We start from the raw sequence: 19,483 nt of genomic DNA on the forward strand, positions 1-19,483 counted from the left end.
CCCCGCAAATCGGTCGGATCGAGGAGTGAGAGGCGCAAATCGATAAATCCGATATCTGCTTCCCGTGCGATCTGAGCGACGATAGAAGATTTCCCGATCCCAGGAGGTCCCCATAAAAAAACAGGAACTTTACGTTCACATAGATGGGCAAGGGAGCGTTTGGCGCTTTGGGGATTCATGGATTTCCTTATTCTCGTCATTCCGTGCTAGATACGGGATCCATTTCCAAAAAGAAAGCTGGATTCCCAATCTACCCTAAAGGGCACATATAGTTGGGAATGACGGTTTTCAGATAATTATGCATTTATTGTGCGAATTAGGTAGAACAAAAATTGTTTTGAGAGAGGTAATACAATCTTGAAGGAACACACAATATCTATCCAAAGTTTTACTACAAGCAAAAATGTTTCGATACATTAATGATGCAGTTAGTAGGATTATAAACTTACCTGTTTTTCAACCATAAAATTTTATGCCAAATAAGTCAGTGCCAAATTTTAATTACGTCTATTTTGACAAGTTTTCTAAGGACTCAGTCCTATTACGCCCTTTTTCTTTTGCTTTGTACAAAGCATTGTCGGCACGAGTCAAAAGGCTCTCCTGATTGTCACCATTGACAAATACTGCCACTCCAAATGATGCGGTTACTTTTCCGATCTCTTCAATATTCAATTTTTCTACCGCTAAGCGTAATTTTTCAGCCACATGAAGGGCTTGATATAAATCAACATTTGAAAGTAAAATAACAAATTCTTCTCCGCCCCATCTTGCTAATAAATCACCATTGCGAATCGTTTCAGAAAGGATTTGAGCAACATTTATGAGTGCTTTATCTCCTATTAAATGACCGAACTTATCATTGATTTTTTTAAAATGATCGATATCAGCGATAATTACAGCAAATGAATTTTTAGCTGTCCAGTGGCGCCGCATAAATATATTTTGATACATTTCATTAAACCAGTGACGATTATTGAGTTTTGTCAAAGGATCGGTGATTGAAAGTAACTCAAGGCGCTTTTTATCGGTAATATCGTGAAAAATAACCGTATAGCTCAAGTTACCATCCACATCTGAAATAGGAGTAACAACAGCGTCAAGCCAAACGGCCCCTTTTAAATCACTATGTACCTTTATTTCACCGCTCCATTTGGTTTGAGCATCAATAGGTTCGCGGGTCATTCTTTTATTAAAATCTTCGCCGAACATATCACTTAAAGAAGACCCAATAAGATCCGTTTCTTCATATCCGAAAAAGTTTATAAAAGCTTTTGTAACATCAAGAATTTCATTCACATCATTGATCTTTACAATCATGAGATTGACATCAATGATCATTTGATCTTGATAAAGCTCCCTATTAAGATCGTCAATCTTTTTTATTTTATCTTGAAGACTCAGCTTTAACTCATGCAAATCACTGATATCATAAATAGAGATCATTACTAATGATTCTTCAACAACATATGGTGAAATTGTTATCTGAAGCTGCATCATTTTTAATGACGATGTCGTTATTTTTGTCCTTGAGATCTCTATAAAACGATTGTGGTGAGTTGCATCGTAAAACGTTGGAGAATTAAGTCTTAAAGAGGTACGTATTTTGCGTTTTAACACGTTATAATCGATATCGGGATAAAAAAGCGATAAATTCTTCCCTATTATTTCTACACTTGAAATACCCGTATTGAGTTCAAGCCATTGGTTCCAATATAGAACATTAAAATCTTCATCAATAATTATTGACCCGAGTTCAAGGGTGTCAAGCAGAATATTCGGATATTGAATCGTGGTCATCGTATTTAAGCGTACAATTCTTCAAGTTTTTGGTCAATGAGAGCTTTTAATTTTTTAATCATTTCATCTTTTGTTAATATAAATATTTTACCACCGATTTGTTGATCTTCAAAAACCATCTCTGTACTGATAATGATTATTTTATGATAGTTTAATAATTCGTCTTGACCTATTATCGAATTACCTACAATTCTTTCAGTGGATGGGACAAAAAATTGTACTTTAGTGTTAAGTTCTTCGGTCAAACGACTAATAATAGTAGCACTTAAAATGTTGGTCAATTCAATTACCGCATCGTGAATATCTTCATCAGTAGGATTTTGATTGACATCATAAAGATGACGTCCCAAATTAATTGCCGAATTTTCACAAATGACAAATAAGAACTCTCCACTGAAAATTCCACCAAAAAGTTGTTTGGTAATGTAATATTGTTTTTCTTCAGGGATAGCGTTTTTGATATACGCATCCAATCCCACCATATCGCTAATCATAATTTGAGGAATGTGCATTGTTCCGAAAGTCTGTAACAAATCAGCAATACTCGCCGTTGCATTACCGACTGCTATATTCATTAACTCTTTAAGAACATCTAAATGATCCTCTGAAAAACCACTCTCTACCATTGACTCTCTTTAAAACACTAATCTGTTTAAAATATCTGACATTTTATCGCTGTTGATCGGTTTAGGTACCATCATTTTCGCACCTAACGCCAATACCTGAGCTTGTGCCTGAGTTTGGATATCGGCTGATACCACCACCACTTGTGCTTTTGGATCGATTGACATGATGAGTTTTAACGCCTCATAGCCATCCATTACAGGCATCGTCAAATCCAAAAAAACAACCCGAGGATTTTCATTTTTGAAAAGTTCAACAGCTATGAGTCCATTTTCAGCTTCAAAAATTTCAGCAGAAGGTTCATGTTCTTTTAATGTTTTGATTAGAGATAAGCGTGCCAATTTTGAATCGTCAACTACAAGAATTTTCAAACTATCCCTTTTACTATTATTAATAGCAATATTATAGCTTAAAACAGTTTAAAAGCATGTTATTGTTCTTTGCAAAACAGCCTGTATTGAGCAATAATTAACCAAATTTGGTATGTTACAAACCATATAGAAACTACTCTATTTCTGAAACTAAATGCTCCATCGGTTCACCGATATAATACCCTTGAGAGTAATCTATCCCGAGTTGTTTGACATAGGTGTAAAGTTCATTATTGCTTACAAATTCGGCAACTGTTTTTATATTGTTTTTCTTTGCGAAGCCGACTATGCTTTCAATTACATCATAATTGTTTGAATTTAAGCTTATTCCACGAATAAGTGACCCATCGATCTTTATATAATCGATATTCATATTCATCAAATACTCGAAGTTAGAATATCCGGTTCCAAAATCATCAATAGCTATTTTACATCCCATTTTTGTCATTTGGTCTATAAAGAGGTTCATTTCATCAAAATTTTCAATTCCTTCTGATTCTACAATTTCGATAGTAAGGCGCTTTTGGATACCTGGATATTCATATAGTTTGTTTCGCAAATATAGAATAACCTCCTCATTTTCAACATCTTCCACCGAAAGGTTAATACTGAACTCTAAATCATTATCAACGAAAACTTGAAATGTTTTACGTATCATCAACATGGTAAGTTCAAAATAATGACGCGATTTTTTTGCAACTTCTAAAAAATGGATCGGTGCAATAACCCCTTCGGAATCTTTAAGACGGATCAAAGCCTCATATTTATTGATTATACCCGTCTGATTATCAATGATAGGTTGAAAATAAGGGACAAAAAGATCATTTTTTATCCCATCAATAATTCTGGATTTCCATAAAAGTTTATTTTTATACTCTTGTGATGCTTTTATTGTTTCATGATACACTTCTATGTTGTTCGAAGATGTTTTAGCTTCTTTAAGAGCCATGTCTGCATGTAATAACGTATCTACTTTCCCTTCTGAAAGTCCTATCATTATTTTTATGGGTACAGTATGTCCTTCGATGACACAAAGTGTTTCAATCACTTTTTGATTAATCTGTATACATATATTTTTAAAATCAGCTAAAGTCATATGCGGTGAAAAAACTGCAAATTCATCGCCATTCAAGCGATAAACTTCAATTGGATTTTGTAGAGAAAAGGTGTGGATAAGGCTACCTAGCCACACTAGAACTTCATCACCGAAACGGTAACCAAATTCCCCGTTAATATCTTTGAATCCAGCGATATTAATTAGGGCAATAATCGGATCATCCGATAATTCTAAATCATCAAGCAACTTTACACGATTACCCAAACTCGTCAATATATCGGTTTTAAAATGCGTCTGCAACTTTTTTTGGCTGGCGATGAGCTCGCTTACATCATCCCGCAATGCGACAAACTCAACTATCTCTTCATTCGCATTTAAAATGGGGATGATCGTCGTTCGTGCATAAAAAACGTCTCCGTTTTTTTTAGAATTTTTGAGGACACCTGACCATATCTCTTTGTTTAAGATCGTTCTCCATAACTCTTTGAACATCGTTTTAGGGGTATTGGGATGACGAAAAATATTGTGAGGTTTGCCTAAAAGTTCCTCTTTTGTGTAACCGGTTAAGTCTAAAAATTTTTCACTGACAAAGGTAATAATCCCTTTATCATCTCCTTTGGTTACATAACTTCCAACACTGAGTGCACGGTTATACTCATCCACAATACGTTGAGATTTCAGAAGCTCTTCACGCTGTGTAACGATTCTGAGATAGTTACCGAGTTTATGGTTGAACTCTTCTTTCTGAGCAGGTTTAATAAAATAATCATTTGCACCATTTTTAAGAAATTTTGCTTTGTCCAACTCTGATTCGCTTGATGAAACAGCAAAAATCATGGGCTGAACCAATTCCCCGATTGTACGAATTTTTCGTATCAATTCAAGGCCGTCCATTCCCGGCATCTCGTAATCGATTGTAATGACATCGATTTGAGGCATATCCTTGATTTTCTCAATCGCTTCATTACCGCTTGCCGCTTCAACGACATAAAACGACAACACTTCAAAAAGTTGACGCAACTGCATCCGAGCCAGTTTGCTATCATCAACTATCAGTACAACTTTTTGATCAAAATAGGTAATGTTTTCAGCAAGAGCAAGAGAATTTTTAATATCTTCGATAGAATTTTTGACAATATAATCGACTATAGGTTTTCGGAGAATTTGTCTGCGGAGTGCTTCATTAAATGTTCCGGTTAGAACTATCGGTCTAATCTGATGGACAATGGCGTAGTCAACAATTTCCCCTGTGAGTGAATCCGGAAGCTCTAAATCTAAAATAGCTGTAAAAAATTTATGTTTTTCAATAAGCACTTTTGCTTCTTCAAAAGAAGAGGCAAAATAAGGCGCATACACGAATGTATCCGTAATTAAACTCTCTATAGCTTTTAGTATTGTAACACTGTCATCGACGATGAGGATTTTCCGTTTATTTCGCACCATAGCTTATCACCTTACAATGTTCAATTAATGATTCTATAATTAAGAAGTATTAATTTATTATAAGTTTATATAATTTTTATACTTCGTTTGGAAACGGATCGAAATCTGTTTATCATATCCGAGGAACAATAGTTATAAGATATGAAAAAGGCAGTTTCGTTAGATTAAAATCATGTTTTTTACAAAATGTTTTATGCATCTCTTCGACCATATTTTCTGCATATTCTTTTGCTTCAGCTTCACTATCAAAAATTTCGTTTTCACTCATCCCTTTTCGGATAAAACACCGACAAGAATTTTTTACCTCTACTCTATATCGCATCTTATCTCTTAAAAATCAAAAATATCATCAAGATCAGCCACTTCTTCCTCAGCTTCATCCATTGTAAGCATACTTCTGAACATCTGCGCATTTGAAACGATGGTATCATCCATATAGTTAACACTCGTCGCACCTTCACTGAAGATCAAACGCACCCAGATACTTAAATCTCGACTAAAAGCGGTGCATAAAGTTCCTAAACTCGATGATTTCTGTAGAAATTCATCGCTATGACTACGAATGTCACCCGCTAAATTTCCGAGAGCTACAGAAATCGCATAACTTTCGCTGTATAACGACGATGTTTTACTGATACGCTCTAAATTATAGGCGATTTCATTCACTTCATTTAGATGTATATCACCGCTGCCTACTACGAGCATAAGTGAATCTAGATTAGAAATAAAATCTTTTATCTCATCCAAATCATCTACTTCCATATAATCGTAAACATGCAGCGGCAACTCTTTTTGTACATATTCTTCCTTGACAGGATTATCTGGAGTTTTCTCACCTGTAATCTTGCTTTTGCTTGTGTCTAATCCTGACATATTAGCGACTGATGTTTGAAGTGCACTCTTTTTTTCTATCGGAATTTTAATGGAGAGTTTTGTCTCATTTAGTTTATATTCTGAAAGATCACTGTTTTTAAGTAATATCAAACGAATTATTCTTGGGTCAATCTGATCGATTTGGGTCATTGTAAAATAAAAATTGTCTTCATTCTCTTCATATATAACTTCAGTTTTGATTTTAGATTTTATTGCTACTGTACCAATAGAGTAGATGGTTCTTACCGCGGCACTTAATTTGGGATTGGAGTTTTGTTGATCCAGAAGATAGAACTCCCAAAATTCAGCAAGTTGCTCGTCATTTTGAATAAAGAAAGTTAGTTGCCGACTAAAAACCTCTTGGGTAAAGAGATTTATACGACCCGAATTAAAATAGACATTATTAGTTTGCCGCGAATTAATTAGAGCATCATACATAGACAAGCGAGCGCTAAAAATTTCGGTATTAATTGGTTTACCGATATAGTCTTCTGCCCCGTTGTTCAGTATCTCTCTTTGCTGAGCACCTTCATCTAAAGCGGAAACAGCAATCAACAACACTTTCGAGTCTTTAAGTCGAATTTGCCTCGTCGCCTCAATACCGTCCATTTCTGGCATCATGATATCCATAAATATAAGCTCATATGACTCTTGAGAAGCCAGTCGAACAGCTTCAACTCCGTTGGGTGCTTCTTGTATCTCTAAATCAGCATATCCATTTTCTTCAGCATAATTTTCGAGTAATGCACGAATCAATATACGATTATTTTCTACATCATCAACAATCAGAACTTTCTTCACTTCACTATCCTTTATTTCTTATGTAATCTTTCTAATAGCTCTTGGGTGAATCGGCGATAGTCATCTAGCCCTTTAGAACGATTTTCTCCCATAACAATCGGTATCGATGTTTCAAACTGTTTTGCAATTTTAATATCCATTCCTATAGGTGAAAAAAGTTTTTCTTCACCGAATTGAGTTTTGACTTTGTTCAAAGCCTCTCTATGTTCAGGAATATGTGGATTGTACATAACGGGCAAAATACCTACTTCCGCAATGTCACGCCCCATTTGCAAAGCATTTTGATAAATTGCGCGTACCATCTGCCCAACGGCAACGGTTCCAAGGTGGTGAGGGATAAAAGGGATAACCACCGCATCAGCTACTTCGAGTGAATTTTTGAGTAAAGCATCAAGAGTTGGAGGGGTATCGATGATACAATAATCAAAGAAATCTTCGATCATTTCTCTTCGAAATCTATTTTTTAATACTCCGCGAAGATCTCCGTATTCATAGACATCAAAAAACTCCATTGCAGGGGCTAAGGTAAGCTGATCGTGTACCGTAGGGATAAATGTCTCACTGAGAGTTTTTCCTAAAAAAATGGAGTGAACTCCATTTTCTCTAGACCCTTCAGACCCTACCCCCATCGAAGCGTGTGACTGTGTATCAAAATCGATCAATAGTACAGAGCCGTGTTTTGCCAATTCACAGGCTAGATTCACGGCTGTAGTTGTTTTGGCGGAACCGCCTTTACGATTGCTGACAACGATTGTTTTCAAACTTTCCCCTGGGTTGATCTCATCTCAATTACTCTAATTTATTCGTATCGATTTAACGACAATGACCAATCTCTTTTTATACTCTAAAATTCCTTCTGTATCCATGAAAGGTGACACTTTAACATCATTGGAGTAATGTTTTATTGCCTGATTTTCAACTTGAACAATATCTTCAATTGTATCTACTTGAAGGGCAAAAAGATCTTCATTCCCTTTATAAATGATCATTTTTTTTGTAGCAATCTTTATATCGGATGGATCGCACAGATTATGAGTACCGATTAAGTTATGTAAATTAATAACTTTTATCGCATGGTTTTGATAAGAAATAAGCCCTTCGACATAGGATGGTGCATTGCTCAAAAGGGTTAGTTCACAGAGTGTGTTAATCCTTTCTACCTGATCTACAGGGAGTGCATATAGCCTCGTATCCACAGTGAATATGATGAAATCACGCACAGTGCTCATCACTATTTTCGAACCCTTCACAAACTTTCTGATAAACTTTAACTTCATTTCCGAAACGGTAATCTCCGCCATATTTTTTTATATAGGCTAACACGATTTGGAGTGATGCAAGATGTATATCATCGCATTCACAAAAGTCAAAAACTATTTTTTGGGGAGCAACTTCCTGAAAATAATCTCTTAAAGTACTAACCGTATCTTCATAAACCATGCCACTGAAAGCAACTTCATTTTCTCTAAATTCTATCCCCATTATACACCTCCGCGTGTCGGTAAAATTACCGATTTTATGACATTTACCAATCTCTCGCCAATCTCCACAACCCCCGATGTTTCGGTAAAAGAGAGGAGCTTTGTAGAGCGTTCTACCTCTTTTAGCATCGAAGATTGAATCACAACAATATCTTGAATCGTATCTACTTTGATTGCAAAATAATTCTCATTTTCATGATAGATCAATAGTTTTTGAAGATGCTGTGAAATGGATTGGGATTTTTCTACCATGTTTTCTAATTCACCTGCAATGGCAGGAAAAATCAGATTGACATGATGGCGAATCAACTCTAGCGAACCCTTTGAATCACTCTCTTTAAGAGCTAACGCCTCACGAGCTATTTCGTATAATTTACTATGTAAAGAGCGAAGTCTTTTTAAAATCGCAAGGATTTCAGTATCATGGGAATTATAACGGTTCAGCCACTCCCCCAACTTAGATGAATGAGAATCGGTTGATAAGTGGAAATCATTCTCTAATTCAACCGCTTCAAATAAAGCTTTAACCCATTGTGCGAGATTGTTTTTCTCCTCAGTAAAAAATCCCGACATCTCTTCTTCGTATGAACCCATCCCCGTCATCTTGCGGAAATTGACAACTTTTACAACTCGATTTTCATACGAAATCATCCCGTCAATACAAGGGTGCGAATTAGGAATGATCGTTATTGAAGGTATTTGGATGATACGCTCGATGCATGATACATCAAGAGCGTAATAGTTGCTTCCGACCGTAAATACAATATAGTCCTTCATCAACCTTTCCTTAACTTGCTTGTTTCAGATCTGTGTTGAGAATATGTGATATTTGGAGCAATCCGATCGGATCAATAGCCATAATGATTTGACCGTTTCCTAGCAAAGCGGTTCCGCTGAATATAGGATGATTTTCCATGATCCCTTCCAATGGTTTTTGGACAACATCCAACTGACCAAGGAATTCATTGACGACTACTGCAAGACGGTTCCCTTTAATATTTAAAACAACGATAGGGAGCGTTTTGTTCGCCAAATCAGCTCGGTTAAGCATAGAGGTGATAAACAAGAGTGGTATTACTTCCCCACGAATATAAACAAACGGCTCATTGTTCAAATATTCAATGTCATTATGATCTATTTTCACCGTCTCAGAGACAGCATCCATCGGAAAGCCATAGTGAACATTGCTCATCATTACATGCAAGAGAGATGTCACCGCTAACGATACCGGAATAGATAATATAATGGTTGTTCCGTTGTTTGGTACTGTTTTGATTCGTATTGTACCGCCGAAGTTCTCGATCGATTTTTTGACAACATCCATTCCAACTCCGCGACCGCTGTATTCACTAATCGTTTCAGCGGTAGACAACCCTGGAAGCATTACAAGAGAAGCTTTATCATCATCACTCATGGCATCAATCTGATCCAGTGTAAGAAGATTCTTTTCAAGTACTTTTTGAATGACTCTATCGATATTAATCCCTGCCCCATCGTCACGAATCTCGATGATAATTTTATCACTTTGCGCATAAGCATTTAAGGTAATCAGCCCTTCAGGATCTTTCCCTTTACTGGTTCGTACTTCCGGAGACTCGATACCGTGGTCGAGGGAATTACGCATAATATGGACCATAGGATCAGCTAACATTTCGATCATATTTTTATCGAGTTTTGTCTCCCCACCCTCCATCGTCAAAGTAACCTTTTTACCGAGATTTTTAGAAATATCTCGAACTAATTTCGGATATCGATCAAATACATATGATATAGGGAGCATACGCATCGACATAATAAGATCTTGAAGCTGCTCTGCAAGACGATTAATAAAGGTATATTTTTCCATAATCGCACGACGGATTGCCTCGGCGTTCATTGCTTGAACTCCATCCGCTAAATAAGGGAGAGAGTTTTTGGCAACCAACAATTCACCGACGATATTCATCAAATTATCAATCGACTCTTGCTCGATTTTAACGGTTTTTCCGATAACACTTTTTTTATGTGAATCTGCCACAACACGTTCAGATGTCTCGCTACTCTCTTTTATCAAAGGCTTCTCAACCAACGGTTGAGTTTTTAGAACCTCTTTAGGTTTTTCTTCGCTGATGGAAGGGGTAACTGACGCTGCCGTTTCAACAGCTGCACTTGTAACATTTTCTACGTTTTGAACAACAACTTCCGGAACATCTCTTGGTCTCTCCAAACTCATTCCGAGTTCAAGTTTGATCCAATCTATGAGACTTTCTCTGTTGTCAAAATGTTCAGGCATAGCCGGGACAACGGTACGAATATAACCGTTTAAAAATCCGTTTACTCGTACGAAAACCGCATCATCGTTAACGGTTTCCAATGCCATTAACTGCTGCGACAAAAGTGCCTGAATCTGTACTCGCATACTTTCACTCATCTCGATAGTGCAAGACTCCAAAATTTCATCTTTATCAACCTGTATGTCAGAGATAGCCGCGACAGCTGAGAGAGTGGTCTCTCCCTCAACGTATTCATAAACTTTCCCCTCAGGCAAACGGGCAAAAAATGATCCAAGCTTTTCAATATCATCCAATGATATGGTTTGTAACAGTCCACTCAGTCTTTTTAGTTGCGCATGTTGAAGTGTTTCACTCCCGATCAACTGCAAGGATTTTGTTATTTTGTCACTGATTTCACTCTTATCTCCTGATAATAGGGGTTCGCTAATCTCATGATACAGTTCTTTGAGAATATCTAAATTATGACCTTGCTGACCGTTGCTTACTTGTAATAAAGTCACAACATCGAGCGGGTAATAAGTCAACTCATCACTAAAATTGAATAAAGCTTCATTGATCTCTTCAAACGTATTGTAAATGAATGCTTTTAATTCGATTTTGAGAAGCAACCCCTCTGCATCGTCCATTCCGGAGAGGAGTGAAATGGCATTTCCCTCACTCATGCACGAATGAACCCCTAAAACAGTGTCACCCAAAAGGCTTAGAGCATAAAGGGGATCATTTCCATACATCATGCATGACTCGTCAAGATCGAAAACAACTCCGTATAATTGAGGTTCATTACAGATGCTTTGGTCGATATCATCAATTTTGAAAGGGAGTAATTGATGAAGGTTAGCTATGAAGGGGATATCTATATTAATGATACTGTCTAAATCACTAATCAGTGAAAATGGACGTTTCCATACAGCCACTTCAATACTTTTCCCCATCAAAGAGCTTAATTCTTCAGCTATCGCACTAATACGATCTTCATCCGCTTCTACGATATCACCGCTCTCTTCAGCCGCTTCAATGAGATTCATCACTTCATCAAAGGCATTGTAGAGGGATTCAACCATCGATTCTCGAAATTCGATTTTTCCGGCGCGTAGCATATCCAAAAGATCTTCTGCATGATGGGTGATTTTTTTAACACTGTCAAAACCGACTATTCCGGATCCCCCTTTAAGGGTATGTGCAGCTCTAAACACGGCATTGAGTAATTCCGGGTCATCCCCTCCGATCTGCTCAATATTTTGATCGATAAAAGCAAGATTTTCGCGAGCTTCTTGTAAGAATTGTTCAAGTAGAGGATTCATGAGTTACCTTTCATGGCGACATTAAGGAGTAGATGCAAATAGCCACTAAGAGCATCGGGTTTTATCGGTTTGGTTTCAAAAAGATTCGCACCTACTTTAAAAGCTTCAATTTTATCGACCGTCTCTTCTTGCGTTGTAATCATAATAATAGGGGTAAGCTGATGAGATGGCTGGCGACGCAGTTCACTTACAAAACTGTACCCGTCCATAATCGGCATATTTACATCCACAAGATAGAGGTCAATAGTGTTATCAAGACTTTTTTCAAGCGCTTCCATACCATTCTCAGCTTCAATCACATTAACATCGAGGCCACGCAATATTGAACCGTGATAACTACGTACCGTTTTTGAATCATCTACTACCATTACCGTTGTCATACTTTACTCCTAAAAAAACTCGATTCCATTCTCTTCATTACTACCTAATCGACCACTAAAGGCGGCGTGTTTGGCTTTTGCTTTTTCAAGCGCATTTCCCAGTTTATCATCCATTTTTTGAATACTTTGCATTGCTATCGCATCATCTTCGCTAAAAGCCTTTGAAAAATATTGCAAATAAGCCTGTACACTTTCTATCGCTTCAATACTTGCACTAAGCTGCTGAGAAACAATATCTTGATACTGCATCGCTTCTATCGTCGCATCATCAGCATGGAGATTATTTTTTTCAATAAACTGAACAAACCGAAGCTGTGCTTCACGCGTTAGGTCTATTGTTTCATTCTCAACTTGCTTAATATGAGTCAGCAATCCATCCAGCTTTGTTAAAAATTGCATCATTACGCCAATCGAAGCACGCGCGCTATCGCTTGTTTGAGCTGAGCTGGATTAAACGGCTTAACAATCCAACCTGTGAGACCCAAAGCTTTTCCTTGTACTTTGAGTTCATCGCGGGTTTCCGTGGTCAGCATCAAAACTGGGGTACGAAGGGTAGAAGCATGTTTACGAAGCTCTTGCAAAAATTCAAATCCGTTCATTACCGGCATATTCATATCGGTGATGATAAGATCAGGGGTAAGACCACTTTTGATTTCGCGAAGAGCGTCTGTAGCACTTAAATATTGCTTCACTTCAATTGGCATACTGTCTGTCACCATACGCGTAGACGCGAGGGCCGTTTCACTATCGTCGACAAAGATTACTAATGGCATATTTTGTTTCTCCTATTTTTGGTAAATTAACGTTGAATCAATTTTTTTGGCTTTAAATACCGAGGTGATTCTACTCATGTATTCAGCATGACCTAACAGCACATAACCTTCAGGGTTTAGCATATCGTAAAACGTCATAGCAACCTCTTTTCGACTGCTATCATCAAAATAGATCAACATATTACGGGAAAAGATGATATCAAATTTTCCAAGATGGCGCATCTGCGCACGATCAAATATGTTTGCTACTTTAAAATCGACTGTTCCGATCAAATCATCCACCAAATCGTATCCCAATGTACGGGATTTGAACCATTTATTCAAAACAGGTTTTGGGATAGCATGGATTGAGCGTTCAGAATATTTTCCTGCTTTCGCTTTTTCGATTACGATCGAGTCGATATCAATACCAACTACCTCTATATCACGCTCTTCAACAATACGCCCCTCCTCCAATATGTGGAGAATAATGGAGTATGGTTCTTCCCCCGTCGAACTGGGAGCAGAAAGGATACGCAAAGGGACATGTTTAGGGCGTCTTTCATGCAATTCCGGAAGTAATCGGTTTACCAAAACCTCAAACTGCTCTTTTTCACGATAAAAATAGGTCTCATTCACCGTTACCGCATTAATCAATGATTGAAACTCATCTCCGTTTTTATCTTCAAACCGTAAAAGATAAAAGTATTTTCGGAATGAATCAACATTAATGGTATTTGAACGTGCATCAATGTATTTGGCTAATTTATCGTAATGCTTCTCTACTTCTAAAAAAATACCCGTTTTACGATATATATAGTCGCTCAATTTTTGGAAATCTACATGGGATAGCAAGTTTGCCATAGATTACCCTTTTATTTGTCGAATTGCATTGTCGATAGCGAATACAACATACGCATCATCAAAACGTTCTTTAAGGGATTCAAGCAAATCGATATCTTGCATTTCACCGATTTCTGCCAAATAATCAACTGCAGTCATCGCGACATTAATATCTTTTTCATTTTGTAGCAATTCAACCAGCATCTCACGTGATTCAGCAAAATTAACATCACCAAGCACATTGATAGCAAAAATGCGCAAGTCGCGATCATCTCCGATCAAAAATTTGACGATATAATATTTAATTGCATCACCATAGCATTGAAGTGTGGTGATCCCGATATTCCGTATATAGGCATTTTTCTCTTTTAACAAATCCATGATCGATTCGATCGGAGCCCGTTTAGGAGACATTTTAGAGAGTATAGAAGCAATATTATCGATCATATCTTTGTGAATATAAGGATTATCAAGCAACAATTTAACGAGCAGTTTCCCACCCCCATCAAACTGAGAGATCTGATCAATCGCATGAGACTGTTTATCAAACTCTCCATTATGGGTTTGAAAATAGGTATAAGCCTCTTCCAATGCAGAAAAACTCGGTAGCTCATCAATAACAGGTGAGATATGTTTTTTAATCAATGCCATAGAGTTCTCCTAATTTAATACCGCAAGGGCTTTAGCAATTTTCGGAAAAGGGAGTTGCTGAATCACACCACCTCGCTCATATGCCTCTTTAGGCATTCCATACACCGTTGCTGTCTCTTCACTCTCGCCTATTGTAAAACCGCCCGCTTTTTTAATAGCTACCATCCCATCAGCCCCATCATCACCGATCCCGGTTAACAGGACAGAAACGATCTGGTCGCCACGAAAAACATTCAATGCACTCTGAAACATTTCATCAACACTCGGTTGAAAAAAACGGTGATTTTTATCACTGCTTTCACGAAAAACGATCTTACCTGATACTTTTTTCCCAAAATGCAAATGAGCGCCCCCCTTTGCTACGTAAATGCAGCCGGGAACAATTTCCATGTTATGTTTGGTTTCGATAACCGGTAACGTACTCACACGATCCAAACGGGCTGCAAAAGCCGCTGTGAATTGCTCAGGCATATGCTGAACAATACACACTGGATAAGGAAACGTGCTTGGGAGTGATAGACATATCTGTTCAATAAGTCCCGGCCCCCCTGTAGATGCGCCAATAAGAAGAACTTTTTTAATCTCTCCCCCGCTCACAGGAATCGTCTTTACAGTTTCTTTAACCGCTACAGTCTCATTCCTAGTTCTGCGACGGGCTACGGAGGCTAATCTACGTGGAGGAATACGACTCAACGATTTTACTTTTTGTAAAATATCGGCTCGGTTTTCTTCTTTTCCGACATTCATAGTTCCAGGCTTAGCAATGTAATCAATCGCACCCAAATCCAACGCTTCCATTGTGATTCCAGCACTCTCTGTTGTCAACGAACTGATCATTAAAATGGGTGTAGGGCGCTCAGCCATAATTTTCTCAACCGCACTTAATCCATCCAGGATGGGCATGTTGATATCCATCGTAATCACATCGTATTGTTCGGCAGTGGCTTTTTGTACAGCTTCCTGTCCATTACGAGCGGTATGTATTTCATACTCAAGCTCTGAAATGATGTCAGTAAGCTGTTTGCGTACCAAGGCAGAATCATCTACAATCAAAACTTTTTTCATTGCATTGACCCGTTCCCATATAAAGTTGATAAATCAAAAAGCAATACCAAACGCTTTCCGTTATCGAAGTTCAACACTTTAGAAAATAATTCGCCATGCTGTACATCCTCTAAAATCTCATTAGCATGTACTTGTATCACATCGCTGACGAAATCGACAAAAAAGCCCATTCTCCCTTTCGGTGTATGACACACAATAATTTTATGTTCATGGTCCGATTTCATAGTGATTCCAAGTTTTTTGTACAAAGAACCGATGGTTACGATTTGCCCCCGAATATTGATTACCCCTTCTACCATATCAGGAGCCAAAGAGATCGGTGTAATTGCTAACGTATCGATGATTTCTGCAACTTCTTCAATCGGAAGAGCGTACTCTTCATTTCCAAGTTTAAAAATAAGCGCATCCATAACAACATCATTTTTCTCATCTTCTCTTAACTCATCCGACGTAACGAGAATCGATTTATTACGATTGATAATATCCTGAACAACTCTCTCACCCAATAATGAAATCAAGAACGCAGGATCATGTATAACACCAGAAATCCGTTCATCATCGACAACTTGAACAAAACGGTCTACTTTATCCTCAGCATATTCCCGTATATCGATGATTTCATCAATAATAAGACCAATCGTTTTGTTATCCGTTTCAACAATTAAAATTCTATTTTTGTCATTTTTGAGTGGTTCAAATCCGCAATAGATCCGAAGGTCTGCAACAACTAAAATTTGTTCACGTAATGAAATCATCCCTGCTACTTCCGGATTGGCTCCAGAAAGTTGTGTCAACGGTTGATGAAGGGCTAAAATTTCGCGAAGATTTTCAACCTCTAACGCAAAGGTTTCTTCGCCCATTCGAAATATTAAATAGCGTAACGTACTATTGTTTTTATCATTAATACGAATAGCCCCATTTTTTTCTGTTATTGGAGATAGTTCAACCGAAAGGGGCAAAATAGCATTTATAATTTTGCTAACATCAAGAATCTGAACCAATTCATCTCCATGATGATAAATAGCGACTATCGCATCGTCTGGGTTTTCAACTAACTCAATACGACTTTGATCTACTATTACCGAAACAAGCACTTCCGATACAAGCAAGGCAGATGTATCAAAAGGGGGTTGAAGGCTTAGAATTCTCCCCATCGAGGATTCGGTATCTACACAAGCCATACCTAAAGAAATATTCATATCAATCGCAGTAAGGATATTCCCACCGACAGCACATAATCCTCGAACCCCGTTCGGACTCAAATAAAGTGATGTCAATTCCGGAATACGCAAAATTTGACCTATTGTAGCCGTAGGAATTCCGAAGCAAACTTTATCGTTGCGAACGATCAAAATTTCTTCGATGTGCATATGGCTCAGCCTTGTTGAAGCTCATCCGCCATTACAGCGAGCTCTTCAACCCCTTCTCCGATATGTGAAACTGTTTCGATGATCAGTTCACTTGCTTTTCGTGATTCCATTGCATTGCGCGCAGAAAGTTCAACCGCTTTTTGGATTTCACTCACCCCAATGAGCCCTTGGTTCAACCCTTCAACATTTTGATCGTTGATTGATTTTAATCCCGTAAAGCGATCCAAAAGGTCAATTAGCATGGTTGTAATTTTATCTATCTCTTGAATCAGAACACTGATTTGTTCTTTTTCAATATGTTGATTATCAAGCAACTTTAACCAATCGGTTCGTACCGTATCAATTTCAGCATTCATAGATTCGATTGTATCATTGATCTTATCGGTGTTTGATTCGGAATCTTTTGCTAAATTACGAATATCAGAGCTTACAACCGCAAACCCTTTACCAAAATCTCCCGCACGAGCCGCTTCGATCGAACCGCTGATCGCAAGCATGTTAAGTTGAATAATGCTGTTAGAGATACTACCGACCGTTTTATCAACGTTTCGGGTCTCTTTGACGATTATATCCAACTCGTTACTAGCGCTGCTTCCTTCTGCGATAGATGAGGCGAAATCACTGCTGATACCGCTCATTGAAGATTTTACTTCTGAAAACGACACTTTTAAAAGATCAAAGTTACGGCGTGCGATTTCAATCAGTTTATTGATATCGCGTGATGCTTCAAGACCGTTTTCGAAAAGTTCTTTATTCATCAATGCGCTTTGATTCGTTGCTTGTGATGCTGATTCAATCTGATTGAGGGCTGAGGTTACCTCTTTCAGTGATGCCTGGATATCTTCCATCGAAGAGCTGATTGCGTCCGCTGATGCAGCAATCTCTTCGGCTGATTTCATGGTATCGGTTGAATACTTAAGCTCTTCAGAAAGTGTATTGAGTTCTTTAATATCTTCTTCGGTTTGAACCAGTGAGTTGGACTGAATTTCGATACTATTGAGTGTCTTTTCAACCGAGCGGGCTATGTTAGCCGACTCATCAGCGATATCTTTACTACCATCATTGATTTGAGCAACATAATTACTCAAATTTTGGGTATAAACATTCATATTTCGAGCTGCTTCAACCGAATAGACCGCGATTTTAGTCAACTCTTCCATTTTTTGACTCAATGCCGTTCCGCGTCCACCTGTTTTTTCGATAATATCTGTCGTATTTACGATACTTTTGATGATATTATCAATGCTTTCTTGGATTTTATTGACAAGCTTTGAGATAAATTCCGCATTTTTTTCACTCTCGGCGGCTAAAGCTCTCGTCTCATCGGCAACAACCGCAAACCCTTTTCCATGCTCTTTAGCTCGGCTAGCTTCAATAGCGGCATTCAGAGCCAATAAATTCGTTTGATCGGCAATTTTAGCGATGAATCCGACTGCTTCACCGATATTTTGGGAAGAAGCTTTTAACTCTTCGGATTTTTTGGATGAAGCTTTTGCTACATTCACAGCCCCCATCATTCGTCCTACAGAGGTACTGATTGTCCCTACTGCACTCATAATGTTATCTCCGGTTGCCAATGTAGAAGAGATGACCGTATCAATCGTCGAGCTCATTCGAGCAATATTGCTATTGATACTGCGAACATTCTTCAAAGCCTGTTCACTTGCACCACTATTCTCTTCTGCAGCGGTTGCAATTTGTTCCATTGACGATTTAAGCTCTTCGATTGCACTCACACTCTCTTGAGCATTATCTAAAATCGTTGTCGCTATTCCAGCGATACTTTCTGATATTTGTTGTGACTTTGCCAATGTGCGCTGTCGGCGTTTATCTAAGCCGCCCACTGAACTTACTGCGGGTAATGTTTCCCCTCTTCTTACTAATGCCATAATTTTTCCCCTCAGTCTAACGTCGCATAAAGTGCTTCAGATTTTCTCACATCATCTCTCGATGGTTTAATACGAATTGAAACGTATTTAATATTGCCATTTTTATCCGTGGAGCGAAGTACGGTCGCATAGACCCAGTAAAAACCTCCCCCTTTGCGGGCATTTTTAACAAATCCCGTCCAAAACCCTTTGCTCTGGACATCATCCCACAATGATTTGAATGCTGCACGGGGCATATCTGAATGACGAACCACATTGTGCGGTTGACCGATTATATCTTCAGATTTCCAACCGGCGATTTTTAAAAAAGCGTCATTCGCATAGGTAACAATCCCTTTTTCATCTGTTTCGGATAATAAATAAAGATCATCATAAAGAACTTCACCGTCATCCATGAACGTTAATCCTTCAATTTTCGTCGCATCATCATTTCTAATCATTCCGTACCCCCTCGCTATGAGCCTATTAATAGCTTAGAATAGCTTTTCAAGGATAAAATTAGGCTGAAATCT

At 38.0% G+C, this 19,483-nt stretch carries 20 protein-coding genes; all 20 read right to left on the reverse strand.

Annotated features, from left to right (window positions below):
* The coding region (locus JZU62_RS01925) for an AAA family ATPase (protein ID WP_295011424.1) at positions 1-179 on the reverse strand (179 nt) is incomplete at its 3' end.
* 328 nt (positions 180-507) lie between these two features.
* Positions 508-1,797 carry a diguanylate cyclase gene (locus JZU62_RS01930; protein WP_295011369.1) on the reverse strand — a complete coding sequence of 430 codons (1,290 nt, stop codon included), beginning with the start codon at positions 1,795-1,797 and terminating at the stop codon, positions 508-510.
* A 5-nt stretch (positions 1,798-1,802) separates the two neighbouring features.
* Positions 1,803-2,423 (reverse strand): chemotaxis protein CheC, encoded by a 621-nt coding sequence (locus tag JZU62_RS01935; RefSeq protein ID WP_295011371.1) that lies wholly within the window; start codon positions 2,421-2,423, stop codon positions 1,803-1,805.
* 9 nt (positions 2,424-2,432) lie between these two features.
* On the reverse strand, positions 2,433-2,792 hold the full coding sequence (locus JZU62_RS01940) for a response regulator (protein WP_295011373.1): 360 nt from the start codon (positions 2,790-2,792) through the stop codon (positions 2,433-2,435).
* A gap of 133 nt (positions 2,793-2,925) precedes the next feature.
* The gene (locus JZU62_RS01945; protein ID WP_295011375.1) at positions 2,926-5,292 is read right to left on the reverse strand and encodes an EAL domain-containing protein; all 2,367 of its coding nucleotides are present in this window, start codon (positions 5,290-5,292) and stop codon (positions 2,926-2,928) included.
* Positions 5,293-5,622: 330 nt separating this feature from the next.
* A complete protein-coding gene (locus JZU62_RS01950; RefSeq protein ID WP_295011377.1) occupies positions 5,623-6,966 on the reverse strand; it encodes a response regulator in 1,344 nt (447 codons plus the stop codon).
* Between the two features lie 11 nt (positions 6,967-6,977).
* Positions 6,978-7,727, reverse strand: coding sequence for a ParA family protein (locus JZU62_RS01955; protein WP_295011379.1), 750 nt, complete (start codon positions 7,725-7,727; stop codon positions 6,978-6,980).
* Between the two features lie 33 nt (positions 7,728-7,760).
* On the reverse strand, positions 7,761-8,186 hold the full coding sequence (locus JZU62_RS01960; RefSeq protein WP_295011381.1) for a chemotaxis protein CheW: 426 nt from the start codon (positions 8,184-8,186) through the stop codon (positions 7,761-7,763).
* The gene (locus tag JZU62_RS01965) at positions 8,179-8,448 is read right to left on the reverse strand and encodes a hypothetical protein (protein ID WP_295011383.1); all 270 of its coding nucleotides are present in this window, start codon (positions 8,446-8,448) and stop codon (positions 8,179-8,181) included. The genes JZU62_RS01960 and JZU62_RS01965 overlap by 8 nt, the downstream gene beginning before the upstream one ends.
* Entirely contained in the window at positions 8,448-9,224 is a 777-nt protein-coding gene (locus JZU62_RS01970) for a chemotaxis protein CheW (RefSeq protein ID WP_295011385.1), read from the reverse strand. The genes JZU62_RS01965 and JZU62_RS01970 overlap by 1 nt, the downstream gene beginning before the upstream one ends.
* A 10-nt stretch (positions 9,225-9,234) precedes the next feature.
* Positions 9,235-12,021, reverse strand: coding sequence for a chemotaxis protein CheA (locus JZU62_RS01975; protein ID WP_295011387.1), 2,787 nt, complete (start codon positions 12,019-12,021; stop codon positions 9,235-9,237).
* Positions 12,018-12,401, reverse strand: a complete 384-nt coding sequence (locus tag JZU62_RS01980) for a response regulator (RefSeq protein ID WP_295011389.1) — start codon at positions 12,399-12,401, stop codon at positions 12,018-12,020. Before JZU62_RS01980 ends, JZU62_RS01975 begins: the two co-directional genes overlap by 4 nt.
* Before the next feature lie 9 nt (positions 12,402-12,410).
* On the reverse strand, positions 12,411-12,800 hold the full coding sequence (locus tag JZU62_RS01985; RefSeq protein WP_295011391.1) for a hypothetical protein: 390 nt from the start codon (positions 12,798-12,800) through the stop codon (positions 12,411-12,413).
* 2 nt (positions 12,801-12,802) lie between these two features.
* Positions 12,803-13,174: a response regulator gene (locus JZU62_RS01990; RefSeq protein ID WP_295011393.1), complete on the reverse strand. Its 372-nt coding sequence runs from the start codon at positions 13,172-13,174 to the stop codon at positions 12,803-12,805.
* Between the two features lie 12 nt (positions 13,175-13,186).
* Positions 13,187-14,017 carry a protein-glutamate O-methyltransferase CheR gene (locus JZU62_RS01995; protein WP_295011395.1) on the reverse strand — a complete coding sequence of 277 codons (831 nt, stop codon included), beginning with the start codon at positions 14,015-14,017 and terminating at the stop codon, positions 13,187-13,189.
* Between the two features lie 3 nt (positions 14,018-14,020).
* On the reverse strand, positions 14,021-14,647 hold the full coding sequence (locus JZU62_RS02000; protein ID WP_295011397.1) for a HEAT repeat domain-containing protein: 627 nt from the start codon (positions 14,645-14,647) through the stop codon (positions 14,021-14,023).
* A 9-nt stretch (positions 14,648-14,656) separates the two neighbouring features.
* Positions 14,657-15,712 carry a chemotaxis-specific protein-glutamate methyltransferase CheB gene (gene cheB / locus JZU62_RS02005; RefSeq protein ID WP_295011399.1) on the reverse strand — a complete coding sequence of 352 codons (1,056 nt, stop codon included), beginning with the start codon at positions 15,710-15,712 and terminating at the stop codon, positions 14,657-14,659.
* The gene (locus JZU62_RS02010) at positions 15,709-17,082 is read right to left on the reverse strand and encodes a chemotaxis protein CheW (RefSeq protein ID WP_295011401.1); all 1,374 of its coding nucleotides are present in this window, start codon (positions 17,080-17,082) and stop codon (positions 15,709-15,711) included. Before JZU62_RS02010 ends, cheB begins: the two co-directional genes overlap by 4 nt.
* Positions 17,083-17,087: 5 nt before the next feature.
* The gene (locus JZU62_RS02015) at positions 17,088-18,971 is read right to left on the reverse strand and encodes a methyl-accepting chemotaxis protein (RefSeq protein ID WP_295011403.1); all 1,884 of its coding nucleotides are present in this window, start codon (positions 18,969-18,971) and stop codon (positions 17,088-17,090) included.
* Between the two features lie 11 nt (positions 18,972-18,982).
* Positions 18,983-19,411 (reverse strand): PAS domain-containing protein, encoded by a 429-nt coding sequence (locus JZU62_RS02020; RefSeq protein WP_295011405.1) that lies wholly within the window; start codon positions 19,409-19,411, stop codon positions 18,983-18,985.
* Positions 19,412-19,483 lie beyond the last annotated feature (72 nt).

This window comes from Sulfuricurvum sp. (assembly GCF_019163035.1).
GTDB lineage: Bacteria > Campylobacterota > Campylobacteria > Campylobacterales > Sulfurimonadaceae > Sulfuricurvum.